Below are 22,943 nucleotides of genomic sequence, written 5' to 3' on the forward strand. Positions count from 1 at the left end.
TAAAAATGCTTTTAAATCTCATTCTTCAGTTAAATTCTGCAAAGAGCAACAAAGGCGGAATTAACAATAATATTAATTATATAGAGAAGAATTTACAATTAATAATAAATAATTATTTTCAGACATTAAAAGGATTAGATGGCAGAATCTATAATCAGATAAAATATATAGATGATAGGATAGAAAATAATTTTTATGAGAAAATAGATACTAAAAATTTAAATATAAGTTTAGAAAACAAGGATACTCTAAATTATAGAGTTGATTTTAATAATATAGAAAAAGAATATTTAAAGAATAAAGAATTAAAAATATATAAAAGTATAAATACAGATGTAAAAAACAGCAATATAAGTTTAAATGAAAAAAAGCCAATATTGCATTTTAATAAATTTACTGAAAACTTATATGAGAGCATATTAGAGAATAAAAAGAATATTTTAATTAATAATATAAACAGTATAAGTGGTCAGATTATAAAAAAAAATTTAAATGAATTAGAAATTATTCAAAATAAAATAAATCAAAATAATGTTTTCAGATTCATGTCTAATATGATATTTAGAAATCTGGATAATGATAATGACAGCATAATTGACAGAGAAATTTTATTTGATATACAGAAGTATAAAGAAATACTGATTGAGGAAATAAAAAATACTCATGAAGAAAATCAGATTTCACGGAGTATTGGTAAACCTGATTTGAGAGACATATATAATAAATTTGATTTTAAGGATATATATAATTTAAATAAGTTATATTTAAAGAAGAAAGAATTACTGGATGTTACTTTTCGTGAAGAGAATTTTAAAAATTTACTCATAAGAAAGCTTTCTAATTCATTGTATTTATTTAATAGTACTGATTTAGAGGAAGTATTAGATATTAGGAGTCTAAATGTCAATCTAAATAAAGCATTGAATGAAAAAACATATGAGGAGAAAGTAAAGCAGAATAATTATGTAGAAATAGGAAACAAAGTAGATAAGATAGAAATACTTGATTTAGAGAAATTAAACATAATAAACAAAAAGAATATAGAAAATGAAATAACATATTTCAAACAGGAATTAAGAGAGTTTTTGGAAGCAAAATTGTTAATGCAATTCCAGAATAGGACTTCTAATAATAATATAAAAACAAACAGAGAAATATTCAGTAGTTTGTCTTTAAATATTGATTTATTTAACAAGAGTGAGAAGGAATTTATAAAAAAAGAATTTTCAGAAATAATATTAAAAAATTATAAGCATATTGAAGATTTAACTATTGAAAACTTTACAAAGAGTATATTTTCAAATATTCAATTATCTTCATCAGAAGAAAGTATATTTATAGGGAAAAAAATAGACAATTTAATAAATTCATATGAGTTTGATGAAATCAAGAATATAACATTTAAAGAATTGTTTGATAACATACTTTTTAAAATAAATGAAAAAAATAATTTTTACAATAAAAATACATCATCGTATGAATCAAGAGAAAATGAAATTGTACATAGAATTTTAAAAAATACAGATATGTTACCATATGTATCTGAAACTGGAATAAATAAAAGAAAATATTTAGAAAGTATTATAGGCATAAATGAATTCAATCATGAGTTAAAAAGAAACATCACTCTTCATAAATATGATGATTTAAGTAAAAACATTATTCAAAAGAATTTATCAAAAATAGAAAAGATTCAAAGAAGAATAGATCAGAATAATGAATTCAGAATATTCTCAAATATTATATTTAGAAATATAAGCAGTGAAAGAGAAAATATAGCTGAAACAAAAATTTTAAATAATATAGAAAAATATAAGAAAGCGCTCATCGACGATATAAAAAATATAAGAAATACTCAGGAAGAAAATTATATAGAAAACTTAAGCAGAATAAAAAATTCAAAAAAAGTGCTTGATGAAGAAATTAATTTAGAAAAATTAAAAATTGAACATGAAGTGAATGTAAAAAGACATTTACAAATAACAGAAATATTAAATCTGAAAAAAGCAGATAAAAACATTATATCAAATTTATCAAATAGATTAAGCATATTATCAGATAATGTAAACACAATAAGCAATAAAGTAATAGAAAAAAATCTGACTTCAATAGAAAGTATTCAAAATAGAATAGACAAAAATAATGAGTTAAGGATACTTTCAAGTATTGTATTGAAAAAAGTATACAATAGAGGTGAAAACTTCAATGAGGCAGATATATTCAATATTACAAAGACTATACAAAAGCAAAAACAAATACTTATTGAAGAAATAAAAAGTATAAAAAATATTCAGAAAAAAAATTATATAGAAAATTTAGAAAATGTAAGAATCTTAAAAAATACATATATTGATAGTTTTAATTTTAGAAATATCAATGAACTTTATTTTAAAAAGAAAAAATTATTAGATGTTACATTACAGGAAGAAAAACTGAAAAATCTGTTTATAACAAGACTTTCAAGTTCAACAGAAAGACTGAGTAACATTGTTTTGAAGGAAAACGTCCATAAAAAAGAATATGAACAGATAATTGAAGAAGAAATAAAGACTCTGTATGAAATTAAAAGGAAAAACATTCCAAAACAAGATAAAGAAATTAAATATAAAGACAATATAGATTACAGACGAATGATCATACAGGAAATTTCTTTGACAAACAGAGTTAATATATTAAATAAACAAATAATTCAAAGAAATATAAGAGATATAGAAAATATCATCAATAAGGTAAATAGAAATAATAAATCAAGGGTATTTTCAAATATAATACTTAGAAATCTTAATAACAGTATTGATAAAAATTTTGAAGTACAGGTTTTGTCTGATATAAAAAAATATAAAAAAATAATTTCAGAAAAAATAGAGACTCAGGAAAGAGTGGAATCAGATCATATTTATAGTTTGAACCATCTATATTTAGAAAAGAAAAAATTATTAGATGTCACTTTAAAAGAAGAAGAATTAAAGAATTTAATAATAAGACAAGATACTGATGCAGTTGGAATAATCAATAGAAAATATAATAGCTTTATCAATAATTTAAAAAGGGAAATTACTAAAGAAGAAACATTGATTAAAGATACGCTAAAATCAGAAATATTGGATGATTTTAAGAAAGAAATAAATAAAAATCAAATAGTTAAGTTAAATACTTTAAATAATATAACTTCAAAATTTGAAGATAGAAATCTCACATTTATTAAAAAAGTTCAAAATATATCAGAACTGAAAAAGGAATCTCAGGAAAAACTAAATTCAGTAAATTCTGTATTAAAAAATATTCATAAGGATAGCAATAGTTTATTTAATGAGATATCGCTTATTCAAAATAGATTTAATATTCAAAAGGAGGAAGATTCATCAGTTTTCAAAAATACAATATATACTTCAGACATGAATTTTGAATATAAGAGAAAGAATAATGAAGATTATTATAACAGGAGCCAGGAAAAAAGTGAAAATTCTAACAATTCTCAGGTTCAAATTGATGAAAAAGCCATATATAAAGTAATTAATGAAACAGTTGAAACATTGCTGGAAGAAAAATTAAGTACAGTAAAACAAAACAATATAGATGAAGAAGAACAGATAAACAATATATCCAAAAAGGTAATGAGAAAAATAGAAAAAAATTTAAGTTATGAAAAGAGAAGAAGAGGGTTAATGTAAGTTTAGAAAGGAAGGGTAGAATTGGCATTACAAAAAGCAAAAATTATAGTGATAAGTTCAGATAAGAGCAATGACGAAAAGACTATTCCTGTTATGTTCAATCCTAATGAATATAAGATATCAAAAAATGTGAATTATAATACAACTAATATTCAAGGGAAAAAATCCAAAAAGATAAGCTATAAAAATGGTGACCCTGCAACTTTAAGTCTAGACTTATTTTTTGATGGTGATGTTAAATATACGGCTAAGGAAGAATTGAAAGAAGCCGAAAATGTAAGGAAATATACAGAAAGAATATTAGATTTGTTAGTGCCTGGAGAAAATGGACATCCTCCTATATGCAAATTTATATGGGGTAAATTTACTTTTGTTGGATACATTTCATCTGCAACTGAAACATTCACGAAATTTACTCAGGAAGGAATTCCTATAAGGGCAACAGTAAGCCTTACAATAATGGAGAAGCCAGATGATAAGAGCAACAAGAGAAGCGAAAAAGATTATAAAAGTTATGGAGAACTTGATTTGAAATATACAGATGCATTATGTAATCAGGGAAAAAATCCAGCTCAGTGGAGAAAGATAGCAGAAAGTAAAGGGATTTTAAATCCACGTACTTTAAAATAAAGGTGATAGTAATGGCAGATTTGATGAACAGTTCAAAAACAAAGTTTGAAGATTTTAAAAGCAAATACAACAATTTTATGGTGCCTTCCTATGACATTTCTATAGATGGAAGCAGTTTGTCCAAAGACAATCTTATAATTGGAGAGATAAAGGTAGAAGTAAGTGTAATGGATAAGGCTGGAATTGGAATATTTACTATAAAGGATTGTTATGATAATGAAAAAAAGGGTTTTAAAAAGGAGATTACATCCAAAATTAAGCTTGGAAGCAAAGTAAATATTTCATTAGGATATTCATCTAAAAACACTGTTATTTTTAAAGGATTTGTTGAGTCAATAAATTACGAGTTTAATGATTCTGAAAAAATTACAGTTGTATGTATGGATGCGATTCATATATTTATGCAGAACTTTACATTAGAACAGAAAGGTAAAGAAAAGGGACTTTCAACATTAGTATCAGAAATAATTAACAAACAGAAGAGTTTCATATCTGAATCTGATATAGGAAGTATTTCAGCTACTGGGATGCAGATTGCACAAAATATGAGCGATTATGATTTTATAAGAAAGATTGCTAAAGAAAATGGATTTGAATTTTTTATAATAGCAGGAAAGGCTTATTTTAGGAAAGCACGAAAAGTAAAGACTGCAATAACAACAATAAGTTATGGTGAAAGTGTAATATCTTTTGAAAGAGAAATTAAGTACAGAAATATAAAGGTAACAGCTCTTGGAAAGGATGATATAAACAAAAAGACAACTAAAGGTGAGGCCTCTGGAAAGACAAGTACATCCAACATATCAAATGCATTTGTTTCAAATAAGATAGTGGTTTCTGGAAATCTAAATACAGATGATAAGGCAAAAAAAAGAGCAGAAATTGAAGTTGAAAATATACTTTCAGAAGCATATTATTCAAAACTTGAGTGTATTGGACTGCCAGAAATAATACCGGGAAGATTTATAGAACTGAAGGATTTTGATAAAGATATAGATAAAAATTATTATATTACAAAAGCTTGTCATGAATTTACTCCAGGAGAATATATAGTGACATTAAACCTCAGCACATATGAATAAAAGGATGTGATTAAAATGGATATTTTTGATGATATTTTTGAGAATAAGATTATGCAGAGCAACACAATATCGGGTATTACAACTGGTACTGTAAAAGAAATATATGATAATAAATTTCCAGGAATGATTAAAGTAGAATTTTTTATGACTGATGGAACTATAAATGTAAGTGACTGGATAAGAGTTGTTGTTCCATATGGAGGGAAGAATAAGGGAATGTACTTTCTTCCTGATATAGGTGATGAAGTTGTCATTGCATTTGAACATGGAAATATAGAAAAGCCATATGTATTAGGATGTTTATGGAATAATAAAGATACGATTCCTGATGATACGGTGAAAGAAGATAATACAATTAAAAAACTTAGGACAAGGGGTGGGCATGAAGTAATTTTTGATGATACAGAAAATAAAAGCAAAATAAAAATTTCAACACCTAAAAAGAGTGAAATACTCATAGATGATGAAAATTCAGCAATAACAATAACATCAAAAGGTGACAAGGGTGAAGATGTAATTAATCTGGATAGTAAAAACGGAGTGATAAATATAAAAGCTCAGAAGAAGATAAAGCTTGACACAGGTTCATCAACCATTGATATTGATGGAAGTGGAAAAAAGATTGAAATTAAATCTGATACCATAAGTCTTGATGGTAAGACAATAAAGATTAAGGGACAAAGTGTTAATATTCAAGGAAATCAGACAGAAATAAAGGCTTCGGCATCATTGAACGTTAAATGTGATGGAGTTACTACTATAAAAGGCGGAATGGTTAAAATAAATTAATGGAGTGATTGTTATATGCCTAGAGATAATGAAAGAGAAATAGGATGGAAATTTCCAGTGAAATCGGATTTAACTACAGGAAGAATAAAGGGATCTTCATATGAGGATGATATTGCAGAGTCCATAAAGATAATCCTTATGACTAAAAAGGGAGAAAGAATGATGAGGCCTGATTTTGGATGCAATATTTATAAATATATGTTTGATATCCTTGATGTTACAACAATAAGGCAGATTGAACTGGAAATAGAAGAAGCTATAAGAAAATGGGAGTACAGGATAGATGAGCTTAGCGTTCATGTTGAAAAAAGTGTGGAGGATTCAGGTGTATTGAAAATAGAGGTATTCTATTCTACATTAACGAATCCACAAACTGTAAGGCAGGAATATATATATGATACCAAAAACTGATAAAAAAGAGGAGGTAAGGAAATGAAGGTCCCACGTATTGATGAAAGAAACAAAGAAGAAATAATTAATTACATAAAAAGCATAGCTCCTTATTATGCTCCTGAATGGAGAGTTAATTTAGAGGATATGGACATGGGAACAGTTCTGGCACTTATCTTTTCAGAGATGTTTTCTGGTACCATTGAAAGGCTGAATAAAGTCCCATATAAAAATTTTATCACATTCTTAAACAGTATAAATGCAAGGCTATATCCATCAGTTCCAGCAAAGGGATATATAACATTAAACCTTGTGGATGGAATTGATGAAGGGGTCATGGTAAAAAAAGGTGAAAAGTTAAGTGCTCAAGGAGAAAGTTCAGAAAGGATAATATTTGAAATATTAAATAATATATATGTCACTCCATCCAAAATAAAGGCAATTTACTGTTCAAGTTTCAGGCATGATGTAATAACTAAATTATATGATGAAGAGGTTACTGGAGAAGGAGATAAAATATCTCTCTTTAATAAGAATGGAAAGAATATTCAAAAACATGAATTTTATATAAATCACCACATAATTTTTAATATGGTGGAAAAAGCAAAAGTAAGATTATATTTTAATTTTAATAATGATGAGAATGCTTTGGAAACATTGAATCTTCTGTGTGATTCTAATGCAGCATCATGGAGTTATCTTATTAATGAAAAATATGAACCTTTAAATCATGTAGAAAAAAAGGATGATTATATAGAAATATATAAAGACTTTAAAAACGAAGAATCAAATCAAGAAGAGGATTTTGGAATCATAAAGTGTGAGATAAAAGATATTGAAAAATTTCAGGATATGGATATAAGAAAGATACTGCTTGAGTCTAGTTCAGAAGACATTGTTCCAGATAGGGTGTTTTCAAATGATATAGAACAGGATCAGAGGAGATTTTTTCCGTTTAATGAGAGATTTTCTATGTATAATGATTTATACATATCTTGTAATGAAGTTTTTTCAAAAGAAGAATCTGATATAGAACTTAAATTTGAATTGGAATTTGAAAAAGTTCCAATTGAAAATATTTATGAAGATGCAGAAATAGACTGGAAATTGATAATGAAAAAGGCTGCTTTTAAAGAAGCCAAGGAATACGAGATTTCTATAGGAGAAGTAATGTGGGAATATTGGAATGGTGCAGGATGGGCAAGACTTTATATGGATGAAGATTATTCAAAACTTTTCAATACACCTTCAGAACTTCAAAAGAAAAAGATAAAAATTAAATTTAAGTGTCCTGAAGATATGGATAAAACAGTGATAAATTCGTATGATGGTTATTTTTTAAGGGTTAGAGTTCTCAAAGTATATAATGCATATATGACAAGAGGAGTATATATCTCTCCAATAATTTCAAATATATCAATGGATTACAGATACAATAAAAAATTTCTGCCAGATGAAGTGAAATCACTGAATAATATGGTTGAAAAAATCTATAAAAAACAAGATGTAAATAATGAAAAGGAAGAGATTGTTCTTATAGAAAAGATACATGAGAAAAACAACATTACATATTTTTTCTTTGATAAAAAGCCTGAAGGTTCTCCTATAAAGGTATTGTTTTCTCTTGATGGAATACTTCCTAAAGAAAGGCCTGTTATAGTGTGGGAATATTATTCAAGCACTGGATGGAAGCCTTTAAGTCTTGTAGATGAAACAGATAATATGAGAAAAAGTGGAATGGTATCATTTTTGGGACAAGAAGATTTTGAAGAAAATCTGCTTTTTGATCAGAAAGGATATTGGATAAGAATATATAATCCAAGCAAATATTATGAAGAAGATGACTGTATACGTCCTAAGGTAAATGGAGTATATATAAACACTACATCAATAATTCAAAATGATACTAAGGAAGAAGAATTTTTCTATATAGACAATTATGAAAAAAATAAAGTGTGCAAGCTTGTTAATGATAATATAAACAACATTGATGTATGGGTTGATGAATACGGAAAGCTTTCTAAGGAAGAAGAAGATAGTATTTCTGAAAAGGACATTCATATAGTTAGAAATCTATCTGGTGAAGTTAAAGAAATATGGGTTAGATGGACAGAAGCCAATGATTTTATAACTTCTAATAAAGATTCAAGGGATTATGTAGTAGATAGAAACACTGGTGAAGTTTATTTTGGTGATGGCATTAATGGAAAGATTCCTGTAAGCCAGAATAGTGAAAGTATCAAGATATGTTACAGCATTGGTGGTGGAGAAGAAGGAAACATAGAAAAGAGAAAGATAGATACATTATCACGTTCATTAGGGTATATAAATAGAGTATTCAATCCTATAGAAACTTCTGGAGGATGTGACAGAGAGACTATTGACAGTGCAATAGAAAGAAGCCCTAATGTACTGATTAATAGAGGAAGAGCAGTAACGTTATCTGATTATGAAAATCTTTGTATAGAAGCTTCAAGGGATATAAAAAAGGCAAGATGTTTTTCAGGGTTAAATTCTTTAGGAGAAAAAGAACCAGGAACAATAACATTAGTGGTTCTTCAAAATGGGGATTTTGGAAATGATGTGTATTTCAATGGATTAAGAGAAAAAATATATGATTATCTTGTTGAAAGAAATATGAATATGCTTAATAAAAGAAGAAAATTTAATATAATATCACCTTGTTTTATTGAAATGACAGTAAAAGTTGAAGCAGAAGTTTCCGATTTAGACAGTGTGTTTTCTGTAAAGCATGAAATTGAAGAGACAATAAATAGATTTATAGATCCTATCAGAGGAAAATTTGATGGGAAGGGATGGGAAATAGGGGAACTTCCAGTTAGAACTCAGATTTTGAATTCTCTAAAGAATATAAAGAACATAAAGAAAATTACAAATATAATACTTTCAGCAAGCATAAACAATAAAGGAAATAGAGAAGATATAGATTTAGAAACATTTTCAAGAAAAATATATGCTATGCCTTTAAATGGAAAACATATTGTAAATGTGGTTGTAAAACAATAATGTCAGGGGGGGTTAAATGTTACCTATATATAATCTTGATGATGAGATGTTTGAAGATATTGTGGAAAATGCAAAAAAAATGATAGGAAACATGAGTGATAAATGGACAGATCTTAGTCCGAGTGATCCTGGAATAACTTTTGTAGAATTATTTGCATGGCTTAAAGAAATGCAGCAATATTACCTAAATCAGATAAGTGTAAAAAACAAATATAAATATCTAAAACTGTTGGGAGAGAAAATTGTATATGACAAACCATCTTCTGCAGTTGTAACCATAAACAATGTAACAGAAGAAAGGATTCTTCCAGACAGGTGCAAATTTAGTGCTGATGGAATAATATTTGAAAGTATAAGAGAAGAAACTATATTAAAGTTGAACATAGAAAAATTTTATACAACTGAGGATAATTCCATAATTGAAACAAGTGATGAGAACTGGGAAAAAGAGTACTATATATTTGGCAGTGAGCCTAAGGAGGAAAATGAATTTTATATAGGTTTTAATGAAAAGTTTCCATTAGATAAATCTGTGGATATTATGATAAATATTTATGATGAATATCCTGTGAAGAGAAATCCCATAAGTAAAGATGATAATTTTTATCCTCTGGCAGCAATAGAGTGGCAGTATTATAGTAACAATGAATGGAAAAAAGTGGAAAAAGTAAAAGATAGTACAAATAATTTCTTAAATACTGGAGTGATTTCATTTTGTGTAAAGGAGGAAATGGATAAATATGAGAATAGTGGATGTTATTTTATAAGAGGTGTGTTAAAAGAATGCAGCTATGAAGTTCCTCCTGTTCTAAAATATATGCTTACAAATTCCATAAAGACTGTGCAAAAGGATACTTTAAGCCAGCTTATTGAGTTTGATATTGAAAACAAAGAAATAACTGAATTCAGGCTTCCTAATTATCTAGGACAAACAGGGAATATAGAAGCGTTTATTGAAGATAAGAATGGTATTCTGAAAAAAATTTATGAATATGATATAAAGCAGAAAGATAATGAGAAAATATTGATTATTGATAAATTGAAAGTAAAGGAATTTATAAAGGGAAGAAAGCTGAAATTATGTTGTTATTCAGATGAATTTACTTTTTACAGAAAGATAGAAATAGAAGAGAGTGTTCCAGCAATATCTATTGATTTGAATTTAGAAAACATATGTTATGAAGATTTTAACATATTTGTAGCTAGAGATTCTGAAGGAGTTTTCTGGGAGGAATGGGGCAAGACTGAAGATTTATACCTTGAAGACTGCAGGTCAAAGAAATATTTTCTTGATGTAAATGAAAGTCAGATAGTGTTTGGAGATGGAATCAATGGGAAAATTCCAGAGGGAGAAATTTTAATAGCTTCTTATTCAAACACTCTTGCAAATGGTGGAAATGTAAAAGAAGGTGAAATAAATGACATGCTCTATGATAAGAAAGATGAGACAATTGTTAATTGTGAATGTGCTGAAGGCGGAAAAAAGGCTCTTACTATAGAAGAGATGTTTTATAATGCAAGAAAGAATTTAAAAAAAATAACAAGAGCAGTAACAGATGAAGATTATGAGCATATAGTAAAATCTACACCAGGACTTATGATAAGTAATGCCAAGGCTATAGTTCCACAAGATAAAAACAGTATTTTTTCAAATGACAATCCTAATTGTATATATATTGTAGCAGAACCTTATAATGATATAAAAAAGAAAGGGCTGAATAAAGCCTATATTGCAAATATAAAAAACAATATTGAAAAATACAGGCTTATAACTACTGAAATAGAGGTTATTTCTGCCCAGTATGTAGGAATACTCGTATATGGAGAGATAACAGTAAAGCCTTATTATAAGGATGCAGATAAGATAATAAACCATACTATAAAGGATTATTTTGAAAGTAAAACATGGAAATTTGGAAAAGGTCTTGTATACAGTGATTTATATGGAATTCTGGATACATTAGAATGTGTTGAATATATATATTCATTGATTATAAATTTTGATGGAAGAGTAGCAAAGAAAAATTCTACTGGAGATATTATAATACCCGAAAACGGAATGATATATCTTAAAAATTGTGAAATAATCGTTTCAGATTATTAGGGGAGGGGTTAGATGATCTATGGAGATCCTATATACTATATCCTGAATAAGGAAGAAGATTTTGAAAAGAGCTATAGGGATAATATACACATAGACAGAAATGGAATTTCAACTGAAGATGATAGTAATAGAGGAGTTTTTATATCGAAATTTTATGATAGTCATGAGGAAAATACAGTATGGAACAGGCTGCTTATAAATCAGTCAGGAAATGGGCTCATAAGATTTACATATTATTGTGCACATTCAGTTGATGAATTGAAAAAAAATGCATATGAGAATGATTTGTCTATTGAAGAGATGAATGTTATAATGGAGCCTTTTAAAGTTAAGACTCTGGTAAATCCATTTGATGTACTTATACATGATGCAGATAAGAGATTTTTTTGGTTCAAAATAGAAATGATAAATTTGAAAGGCAAAAAATCAACAATACATTCCATAAAAATTGAATATCCCATACAATCTTTTTTGAGATATCTGCCAGAAATCTATCAGTCTGATGAAGAGAGCAGAAAATTTTTGGAAGGGTATTTGGGAATATTTCAATCTTTGTATATGGACTTAGAAAAGACAATAGATTCAATTTCATCTTATTTTGATCCTGATATTGCTGACAGGGAATTTTTAAACTGGCTTGCAAAATGGGTAAAAATAGAGAATTCATATATATGGAAAGAAGATAAATTAAGATATCTTTTGAAGAACATAACAAGATTTTATGAGAAAATAGGTACTGTAAAAGGAATATCGGACATAATAGAATTATATTCAGACGAAAAACCTTACATTATAGAATATCATCATTTAAAAAAATACATAAATTATAATGAACAGTATAATATTCTTTCAAATCTATATAGTGATAATCCATATGAATTTACGGTTATACTGAGTGAAAAAGGGGTGCCTTCTGAAAAGGAATATAAAGAATTGTACAAGCTTATAAATGAATTTAAACCAGCCCATACTGAAGTAAAGCTTGTAATATTGAAACCTTATATCTTCCTTGGAAGTTATTCTTATCTTGGAATAAATACATATCTCAATTCAGATAAAACAATGGCTTTGGATGGAGGAGCAACTGTATCATTTACTAAACTTGATAGATGATGAAGTAGGGATAGTGTATTGAGTCTATAAATGGTTGAAATTAATCAGAATATATATGTTTAAATAATAAAATCACATAATGATTAAAGAAATCTTGAAAAGATTTTATCTTTATTGTCAATTGTACATTGTCAATTGGAGTTATGAAATATATGGAGGGGATAAAAATGAAAAATTTAAAATATTTTCCGTTTGAGCGTAACAAATATTTTTTTGGAAAGCTTCTTGGAGTAGGGGATTTTGAAGCTGAACAAAAATACATAAATGACAAAAGAAGAACAATAAACAGAACACTTCATGGAATAGGCGTTGTATGTGGTCTTAATATAGTAAAGGTAGATGATAGCTTTATATCTGTGGAAAGTGGATTGGCTCTTGATTATGTAGGAAGGGAAATACTAATTGATAGTCCTGTCATAAAAAAATTATCAATGTTTGATGGTTTTGATCAAGATAAGGATCCTAATGACAGCAGATACGTGTATCTATGTCTTGAATACGATGAAGAAGAAAAGGAACCCATTCATTCTATAACAAATCCTGTGGATAATGGAGAAAATAGAATTCAGTATAACAAATATAGAGAAAAGTACAGATTGTATTTAGACTATGGAGAACCAGAAGTTCAGCCATCAGAAGTGAAGAATTTATATAGTATTACAAAGAAAATATATGATGACAATGGAGTGTGCATAAAACATACTGTATCAAAATATGTAAGAGAATCTGATACATTTAAATTTAAAGTTACGATAGAAAAAAATAGTCTGTTAAGTGATATTTCATTAAAATATGATATTAAACTTGAATGTCTTGAATACGACAAAGAAGATAAAATATCGGTTGAGTTTGATGAACAGAAGGTAACTAAGAGTGATGTATACGAACTTGAATATGAAGTGAAAGCCAAAGCTGTGAAAAATGTAGATGGAATATTATCTGTAAATCCTGATGATTTTAAGTTGGTAATCGGTGTTAATGAAGCAAAAATCAATGAAGTAAAAACAATAACAACAAAAATTATCAATAGAAATCCTAAAGATGAAATTTTAAATAAATATTTCTCAAGCAATATGGATGACATAGTAAATTCTTTGGTAGACCAAAAAATTTATCTTGCTAAAATTTCATTAGTTAAGGCTGCAAATACATATATTATCGAAAGTGTTCAAAATAATCCCTTTAAGCAATATGTATTGAGTTCTACTCTTCAACAGGCCATTGGAGAAATAGAAAGTCAGGAATTAGAGATTTTAAAGAATAAAAACGAAAGTGAGCAGAATTTAAATTTAAATGCAGGTATCCATAATAAAGAAATAGAAGAAAGCTTCATGGAAATTGCAACTGGTGTATGTAGAATAGCTATAACAAATGATAATAAAGCCGGTGATATATTTTATTCAAATGAAATAATGCATGGTGTAGGTCTTGGAAATGTCTATACAGTTGTTGGAATCCAAACTGAAAATGAAAAGGAAATAGTTTTTGGAAGTAATGATATATTTGGTGAATCTAATAAGATAAAGACAGCCTGTAAAATAAATACAGAAAAAGGAACAATGATAATAGGAATAAAACTAACAGAACATATAGAAAAAGTCAGTGTAAAAGTTAGATGGATGGTTTACAGAGACGAAAAAGAAAAAGCAAAGGATATTGAAAAACCTGCTATTTATATAAAACCTGATATATGCGAGGTAAATGTAAGAGGAAGTATTTATTTAGAAGCCATAACAAAAGGGCTTAGAAACAGAAAATGCACATGGAGCATAAAGGAGAGGGAAGGCGGAAATATTGATGAGAATGGGAAATATGTAGCTCCAAGTATTCCAGGTATCTATCAGATTATAGCAAAGAGTGTGGAAAATCCAGAAGTTACAAATTCTACTTTTGTAGTAGTAAGAGATGAAAATAGATAAAGAGGGTGCATAATGTGGAGATACAATCAATTAATGGAGAATTATCTATTGTAAAAAGAATATATAGTGATGAATTTTTTCAAATAGACTTATGCAGATATCCTGAAAAGGATAAGAAAAAAATATATACACTAATCTCATTAAAAGATAAAGAGTTTATACATAATAATATAGATTTTTTCTTCTCATTGAGGCAGAATAAGGAATTTACTGACTTTATAGAATGTTTTAGTAAAAATTCTTATTTATATATTGTATTTTCATATTATGAGGAGGAAAATTTAAAGTTTGATGAAGTTTGTGATTTTCCACTTATGCAGAGGGTGGATTTGGTTAAAGAAATACTATCAAAATGTATAATACTAAATATTCCAGATGAGATATTATATGATGCTCTTTCAAATTTAAATCTGGATTCTAGTGGAAAGATTTATTTTAATTATTTTTTAAAAAGCATTGGAAAATATGATGGGATTAATAAAAATTCAATATTAAAAAAATTGGCTGTAATATTTATAAATATTTTTAGTGAACAATTAGAAGAAAATACTGTTGATGGTTTAAAAGAATTGGTAGAGAAATGCGAACAGGGCAAATATGAAGATTTTATGGAACTCTATAGTGAATATACTGCTCTTTATGATAATTTTGTGAAAAGCCTCAGTATACCTAAAGATAAAAAATTAAGCTGGTGGCGAAGAATTTTGAGCAGGCTTATTGAATTATTCAATGAAATAAAACCTGCATTAATAATGATAATTGTATCTATAGGAGTTATATATATAGTAGTAATGTTTACAAGCAGCAAAGAAAAAGCAGTTCCTACAAGAATAAAATCAATAGGTACTCTTCAGATAATAGAATGATAATTACAAATGTATTAAAGAAGGGAGGGCAAGTTATACTATGAAAGCTTTATTGGAAAATTTGAAAATGGTGCTTATAACGCCATTTAAAAAGATTGCCACCAATTTTGAAAGAATTACCAATGTAAAAACAATATCATCTAAGATAACTCAGGGAGTCAATAAATATTTACAGAAATATATATCACGCAAACCAAAGAGTTTAAAAGAATATGTTTCTTTAGGACAATATTATATATCTAAAAAACTGGTCTGTCTTCTTATACTTTTGATAATAGCTTTAAGCACTTTTATAGTGACTTTTGTAATACCCAAAATAATATCTATGATAACAGAACCTACTTTTGTGATAAATTCCCAAGAGATGTTCGAATATAAAGGAAAGAGAGCAAAAATCCTGAATAAGGAAGGTGGCGTAATTATATATGAAGGGGAAATGGAAGATGGAAGGATTACTGGAAAAGGAAAATTATATGATGAAGATGGAGATCCTATTTATGTAGGGGAATTTTTACTAGAAGAATTCTGTGGAAATGGAGAGCTATATTACAAAAATGGAAATCTTAAGTATAAGGGAACATTTGAGCATAATTTATACAATGGAGAAGGAAAACTTTATTATGAAAATACTATCAAGGCTTATGAAGGAGAGTTTAAAGAAGGTCTTAGAGATGGAAATGGAAAGGCATATGATTTAAATGGAAATCTAATATATGATGGAGCATTTGCTAAGGATCTTTATGATGGCATAGGAACTCTATATAAAGGAAGAGAAAAATTATTTGAAGGTGAATTTAAATCTGGAGAATTAATGAATGGAAAAGGAAAGCTGTATTATGATAATGAAGTCTTAAGATATGAAGGAGAATTTATAGACGGATTGAAGGGCGGAAAAGGAAAAGAATATTTTGAAGATGGCAGTTTAAAATATGATGGTGAATATGTTGATGACATGTTTGAAGGAAAAGGAACCTTATATAAAGAAAAAAATTACGAATATGAGGAAGAAATGGAAAATTATGAAGAAAAAGATGTTATAATATATGAAGGAGAATTTGCAAAGGGTAAATTTGAAGGAGAAGGAATTTTATACGATGAAGGTGGACAGAAAATTTACGAAGGAGAGTTTGCAAATGATTTGTATGATGGAAAAGGGAAAAGATATGAAATAAATGAACAACAGGAAGAAGTACTTCTTTATGAAGGAGAATTTTCTGAAGGAGAATATAATGGAAAAGGAAAATGGTATGATCATGGCAAACTAGTTTATACAGGAGAATTTAGTGAAGGGGAATATAGCGGAAAAGGAAAGCTATATGATAAGGATACAAAAAAATTAATATACAATGGAGATTTTGCTTTAAGCAAATATGAAGGTGAAGGTATTTTATATAATGAAAATGGGGTGAAAATCTATAAAGGTGAATTTATAGATGGATTATATGATGGAAATGGAAAGTTGTATGATGGCACCAATGGAGGATTATTATATGAAGGTGAATTTACATCTGGACAATATAATGGAAATGGAAAATTATATGATATATCGACTGGAGAGATAGTTCATGAAGGAATGTTTACTAATGGAGAAATAAAAAAAGAAGAAAATACATCTCAAGAAAAAGAACAGTCTTCAGCAGAACAAACACAGGAGCAGCCAAAAGAAGAGGTGAAATCTTCATCAGAGCCAAATAAGGAATCTTTGTCACAACAGGGTCAGGAATCTTCACAGAAAAGTCAAGAATCTTCTCAAGGTCAGGCAGCTGCTGAAGAAACTGCAAAAAATCAATAAAGTGAGATGATATTAAATGAATAAATATACCATAATAGCTGATATAAGTAATTATATATGCAGTCTACTTAAAAAAAATATGACTCCAGAACCAATATTGAATGAAGAATTTATAGGAGTATGCACTCCAAGTGAAAAGGGAGATTTGATACTTGGCATATACTTATATGATATAAAGGAAAGTGAAGAAATACGAAGTACAACCATGATAAACAGGACTATGGGAAGACAGAAGTTTCCTCCTACATATTTAACTTTGTACTTTATGATTACTGCATATTCCAATACAGAAATCAAATTTAAATATATGGATGATCAGAGAATACTTGGAAGAGTAATTCAGGTTCTTAATGACAATTCTACAATAAATATTGAGGAACTGCTTCATTCCTCAGATCTTTTGATGCCAGAGGCAAAAATACAGATATTGAATTTGAATCTTGAAGAAAAAAGCAAAATATGGAATGCATCTAATGTACCTTATAGGCTTTCTGTATGTTTTAGTGTATCACCAGTAGAACTTGAATCTACAAGAGAACGTACAGTTCAGAGAGTTGTTGATGTTATTTCTGAAGTAAAAGAAAAATAGAATTACATAGTAAAGTTGAGGTGTGCCTTTGAAAAACAGAGTTTCATTAGTTTTAGTTCCAATAGATGATTTTACTGATAAAGTTATAATTGACAAGCCTGTAAATATGAAGATTGATGGAGATACATTGAATAAGCCATTAAAAAAAGTGGATGGATTTTTTGTTTTTACAAACATAATGTGTGAAAGAGTGGTTGTAACAGTTTCTGCTTATTCATATAACTCTAGAAAGATGGAAATTGATATAAATAAATTAAATAAACTTAATCCTGTTGTAAAAGTGAGATTAAAACCAAATAACATATATAATTTTCCTAAAGAAACAACATGTATAGAAGGAACAGCTGAGCCAGGTACAAAAATAGAAATAGTTTATAGATGTGCGGCTAATTTATTTATGCTTTTTAAAGATAATGAGAAAGGGGAATCTAAATTAAAAATCTATAATCCATTAAGTATAGATTTGGAAGGCAAGACCTTTATTATTGGAGAAAAATCTAAAAATACAAAAAGAGAAGAATTTACTATCATCAGTTATGATGAAAAAAATGATATATACATATTGGACAAGGCGTTGAAAAAATCTTATGAAAAAGAAAGTTGTGAAATTTTAAAAGTTGATTATATAGATGTATTCGATGATGGAAAAGTATTCTTTCCATTAAAAAATTTTACAGATGAGAATAATGACATAGTGATAAAAATAAATGAACATAAAAAAGAAAAAATTAATTTGACATATGGAATTATAAATAAGATTGAAATTTAGGAAGTGATTATATGGGAATGTGTGTATGTGGAGGAGCAGTTCTTACATGTCCATTTGGAATGGCACCATCAGCTTTAGTAGTGCTTCCACAGAATAAAGTTGTTACAACGCAGCCAATTGCAAATATTATGGATAACAAACCGATGGTGAATATACTTCCATTTGGTATGTGTTCATCACTTGCAAATCCATCAGTAGCGTCAGCGACTGCTGCTGCACTAGGAGTATTGACTCCAATGCCTTGTGTTCCAGTGATTACGGCACCATGGGCACCGGGATCTCCAACAGTTTTAATAGATAATTTCCCAGCATTAAATAACACGTCTAAACTTATATGTGCATGGGGGGGAGTAATTCAAATTTCTAATCCAGGTCAAATGACAATACAGATACCTTAATAAATATAAAAAAATAGAAATGTGAATTGGTTCAAAGCTGGACTTTTGGAGGAATTATGGAATTTAAAAAAATAGAATTGAAGGATAGAGATTTGTTTTTGAGATACTTAGGGGATTATAAGTTTTATACTTATGAATACTCATTTACTACTTTATATTTGTGGAGAAAATATTTGAAGATTGAGTTTGCAGAAAATGAAGATTATTTGGTTGTAAGAAAACATCATAGTGTTTTTGGAAGGTATTTTATGGAACCTATTGGTTACAGAGATGAAAACTTAAAATCTATAGTAGAAGAATTGAATTGTATAAAAAGAGAAGAAAATATGAATTATTTATTCAGAAATGTTGAAAAGCCTTTTCTTGATAAACTTATAAGTTTATTTGGGGACAGGGTTGAGTATGTTGAAGATGTGGATAATTTTGATTATATATATAATACAAAAGATTTAATTGATTTACCTGGCTCAAAATATATGAAGAGAAGAAATAAATTCAATTCATTTGTGAAAAAGCAAGAAAAATGTTATTTTAAATCCATTGATAATAAAGAAGTAGAAAAAGAATGTGAAAATTTAGCAAAAATGTGGTATGAAGAACGTATTGAAAAAACTGAAGAGATGTATTATGAATTGGAAGGAATATCAGATTTATTAAACAATAAAGAATATCTTGGTATAAAGTGTATGGCAGCATTTAATGGAGATGGATTAGTAGGATTTGCTATTGGAGAAAAAATAAATGATAGAATGTCAGTAGTACATATTGAAAAATGTGATAGAGAGATAGTAGGAGCATATGCATATATAAATAGAATTTTTGCTAAAGAATTCTTGAATGAAGCACAATTTATTGATAAAGAAGAAGATTTGGGATTAAAAGGATTGAGAGAAGCTAAAATGGAATATAGACCAGTTAAATTAGAAAAAAAGTATATAGTTAATATAAAACAATAAAATAAGTTAAGAAGTTGGTGAGAAGGCATAATGGAGAAAAAAAGAAGAGCAAGAATATTCTTTCTACTAATGTTAGTAGTATTTGTATTTATAAGTATGTTTTTTATATTGCGACCAAAAAACAATGATTATATTATGGGTAATTCTGTGGATAAATATGGAAACATATATTTATTATCTTATGATGAAAAGAATATTTACTTAAAAAAAGTTAGTCCTGACAAAAATATATTATGGATTAACAGTATGCCTAAATCAGAAAATAATATCGTAAATTCTTTAAATTCCATAATTGTTACTGATGAAGGAAATGTAATAATGTACTTATACAAATATGATTCGAATACATATAAAAAAGTTACAGAACAAATGTATCTTTATTCGCAAGATGGAAAAGAAAAGAGAATTATTTTAGATGACAGAATTGATTTAGGGGTAGAACAGACTATTTATTCAATGAATTATTATGATGGAAATGTGTACTATTTTCAAATGTCATCTAAAGAAGACGATACTAATCAACTTGTTGATGTAAAAAAAATCAATTTGAATTCAAATCAAGATGAAAAATTGCCAGAATCTGAATTGATAAATACAATTGGATATGATTCTTCGGTGGGAATTAATAATCTTGTATATACTAGAGATAACTCTATTGTTTTTACAACTTATGATTCAGAAATTTATAAAGTATCTGATAAGAATATATATGAAAAATTATATCCAATTGATAATGAGGAAAGCAAAGGAATTTCAGGTTTTTCATATGATTCAAACAATAATATATACTTTCAAGAAATTTCTGATGATAATATAAACTGTATTGATATATATACAAAAGATATTAAAAGAATCTATGATAATAAAAAGTTGAAACATAAAGGACTTGATTATTCTGAATTGAAAAAAATAAAATTCATATCAAAAGATAAGTTTTATGGAACACGTTCACTAGATTCAAATAAATCTGAAAACTTTGTGACAATTTATGATAAAGGAGAAGTGAAGAATTTTAATAATTTAAAGTATTCATATAAAATTATTTTATTTAGAATAGTAGCAGTATTATGTGTATTTATAGCTGTAATTGTAATATTAAGTTTAATAAGGAAAGCTTTAAAAATATTTAATAAGAATAAGTTAACAATAAGTTTAAAGCAAACAATAGTTTTTATTCCAATAATAATTGTGAGTGTATTAATAATTGCAGTTCTATCAGAAAGGAAAATAACTAAAGTAGTAAATCAGCAGTTGATAGAACAAATTTTCGCTATAAGTAAAGACAAGGCAGATAGTATTGATGGTGATGTATTAAAAGCTATGAATTGGGATTATCCATATAATGATGAATTTTATAGTGAATTGAACGCTAAATTAGAATTAGGAAGAAAAGATGAAATAATTTATAACTATATAAAAAAAGCAGATATAAAAGATCCTCATAATTCCATATATAATTTACTTTATATAGTAAAAGATGATGAAATTTATACAGGAATCTGTGATTTTAATTTTGTTAATATTCCAATACGGTATATATACTCAAATGAAGATTGTAAAGCATATGAAAAATCACTGTTAGAAAAAGAATTTGTATATACTGAATTAAAAGATTCAGCAGGAGAATGGCTGGCTCTTATATCACCTATAGAAGATAGTGATGGAAATGTAGTAGCACTTATTGAAGTTGGAATAACGAAACAAGGTTTTTTAAGCAGTATGGTATCAGAAAATGTACAAGAGATTCTCATTGTAAATATTTTAAGTGGAGTATTTATGATATTAAGTTTGATAATATGTATAAATTATTTACTTTGGCCATTAAAGAAGTTAAAAATTGGAGTAATGGATTTAATGCAGGGAAATTTGGGAGTACAAGTGGCTGTAAGTAGTAGAGATGAAGTTGCAGAGATATCGGAAGCATTTAATAAGATGTCTAATAATTTAAAAATTGATATGGATAATCTTATTAAATTGAATGATGCGTATCATAGATTTGTTCCATTAAAAATGTTTGAGATATTAAATAAGAAAGACATATTAGATGTAAAGATAGGAGATCAAGTAAAAACCAATATTGCATTATTATCTTTGACTACAAATAATTTTAAGGAATTATCTAAACATATGAATACTGGAGAAATATTTTTATTCATAAATAAAATATTCAGTATAATTGTACCACTATTAAGCAATGCAGGTGGAGTTGTTGAAAGGTATAACAATTCAGGATTAATAGCATTATATCCTAGAAATGTTATTAATGCTATTAAATCAGCGATAACAATTAAAGAAACGATCAGAGTACATGAAGATAATGTGTTAAATAAAATAAATATTGGATTTGTAATAAATAAGGAGGAGATGATGCTGGGAATTGTAGGATGTGAAGAAAGATTTGGGGCTTCTGTAGTATCTGATTATTTAACAATTGTTGAAGGGTTAAATCAATTTGGGGATAAATATGGAATAAGTATTTTAGTTACAGAAAATTCAATTGCGAATATAAAATCTGATTTAGTTTCCTATAATTATAGAGAAATAGGCTATATCAAGTATAAAAGCAAAAACCAAGAAGTAAGGCTATATGATTTTTTTGATGGTGATGACTATGAAATAGTAAAATTAAAGAAACAGACTAAAGAGCTTTTTGAAAAGGGTGTTAAAGCTTATTATAAAAAAGATTTTTATATGGCGAGAAAGATTTTTATAGAAGTTCTAAAAGTATTTCAAGAAGATAAAGTATCGAAAGAATATTTACAATTATGTGATAAATATTATAAAAATAGTGATTATGTAAGTGTTGGCACATACCTTGAATTATTTTAAGGAAATTACATTTTTAAAT

Annotated in this window: 16 protein-coding genes; all 16 read left to right on the plus strand. The window is 27.4% G+C overall.

What is annotated here, in order from left to right; genetic code table 11:
* The coding region (locus tag Q0F58_RS07685) for a hypothetical protein (protein ID WP_294374578.1) at positions 1–3,671 on the plus strand (3,671 nt) is incomplete at its 5' end.
* Positions 3,672–3,692: 21 nt separating this feature from the next.
* Positions 3,693–4,301: a hypothetical protein gene (locus Q0F58_RS07690; RefSeq protein ID WP_294374582.1), complete on the plus strand. Its 609-nt coding sequence runs from the start codon at positions 3,693–3,695 to the stop codon at positions 4,299–4,301.
* Positions 4,302–4,312: 11 nt separating this feature from the next.
* A complete protein-coding gene (locus tag Q0F58_RS07695; protein WP_294374586.1) occupies positions 4,313–5,383 on the plus strand; it encodes a phage late control D family protein in 1,071 nt (356 codons plus the stop codon).
* A 15-nt stretch (positions 5,384–5,398) separates the two neighbouring features.
* Positions 5,399–6,172, plus strand: a complete 774-nt coding sequence (locus Q0F58_RS07700) for a phage baseplate assembly protein V (RefSeq protein WP_294374589.1) — start codon at positions 5,399–5,401, stop codon at positions 6,170–6,172.
* Positions 6,173–6,187: 15 nt separating this feature from the next.
* Complete coding sequence (locus Q0F58_RS07705; RefSeq protein WP_294374594.1) at positions 6,188–6,583, plus strand: GPW/gp25 family protein; 396 nt, start codon at positions 6,188–6,190, stop codon at positions 6,581–6,583.
* Positions 6,584–6,604: 21 nt separating this feature from the next.
* Positions 6,605–9,589: a baseplate J/gp47 family protein gene (locus tag Q0F58_RS07710; RefSeq protein WP_294374600.1), complete on the plus strand. Its 2,985-nt coding sequence runs from the start codon at positions 6,605–6,607 to the stop codon at positions 9,587–9,589.
* 16 nt (positions 9,590–9,605) lie between these two features.
* Positions 9,606–11,693: a hypothetical protein gene (locus tag Q0F58_RS07715; RefSeq protein WP_294374608.1), complete on the plus strand. Its 2,088-nt coding sequence runs from the start codon at positions 9,606–9,608 to the stop codon at positions 11,691–11,693.
* Between the two features lie 12 nt (positions 11,694–11,705).
* Positions 11,706–12,806: a phage tail protein gene (locus Q0F58_RS07720; protein ID WP_294374610.1), complete on the plus strand. Its 1,101-nt coding sequence runs from the start codon at positions 11,706–11,708 to the stop codon at positions 12,804–12,806.
* A gap of 167 nt (positions 12,807–12,973) precedes the next feature.
* On the plus strand, positions 12,974–14,725 hold the full coding sequence (locus tag Q0F58_RS07725) for a hypothetical protein (protein WP_294374613.1): 1,752 nt from the start codon (positions 12,974–12,976) through the stop codon (positions 14,723–14,725).
* 14 nt (positions 14,726–14,739) lie between these two features.
* Positions 14,740–15,591, plus strand: coding sequence for a hypothetical protein (locus Q0F58_RS07730; protein ID WP_294374616.1), 852 nt, complete (start codon positions 14,740–14,742; stop codon positions 15,589–15,591).
* Between the two features lie 40 nt (positions 15,592–15,631).
* Positions 15,632–17,383 carry a hypothetical protein gene (locus Q0F58_RS07735; protein ID WP_294374619.1) on the plus strand — a complete coding sequence of 584 codons (1,752 nt, stop codon included), beginning with the start codon at positions 15,632–15,634 and terminating at the stop codon, positions 17,381–17,383.
* Positions 17,384–17,399: 16 nt separating this feature from the next.
* Positions 17,400–17,972, plus strand: a complete 573-nt coding sequence (locus Q0F58_RS07740) for a DUF4255 domain-containing protein (RefSeq protein ID WP_294374622.1) — start codon at positions 17,400–17,402, stop codon at positions 17,970–17,972.
* Between the two features lie 28 nt (positions 17,973–18,000).
* Positions 18,001–18,741: a hypothetical protein gene (locus Q0F58_RS07745; RefSeq protein ID WP_294374625.1), complete on the plus strand. Its 741-nt coding sequence runs from the start codon at positions 18,001–18,003 to the stop codon at positions 18,739–18,741.
* An 11-nt stretch (positions 18,742–18,752) separates the two neighbouring features.
* On the plus strand, positions 18,753–19,139 hold the full coding sequence (locus tag Q0F58_RS07750; RefSeq protein ID WP_294374626.1) for a DUF4280 domain-containing protein: 387 nt from the start codon (positions 18,753–18,755) through the stop codon (positions 19,137–19,139).
* Between the two features lie 56 nt (positions 19,140–19,195).
* A complete protein-coding gene (locus Q0F58_RS07755) occupies positions 19,196–20,095 on the plus strand; it encodes a DUF2156 domain-containing protein (RefSeq protein WP_294374628.1) in 900 nt (299 codons plus the stop codon).
* A gap of 30 nt (positions 20,096–20,125) precedes the next feature.
* Positions 20,126–22,924: a HAMP domain-containing protein gene (locus tag Q0F58_RS07760; protein ID WP_294374629.1), complete on the plus strand. Its 2,799-nt coding sequence runs from the start codon at positions 20,126–20,128 to the stop codon at positions 22,922–22,924.
* Positions 22,925–22,943 lie beyond the last annotated feature (19 nt).

The sequence above is a fragment of the uncultured Clostridium sp. genome, assembly GCF_934754915.1.
Classification (GTDB): domain Bacteria; phylum Bacillota; class Clostridia; order Clostridiales; family Clostridiaceae; genus Clostridium.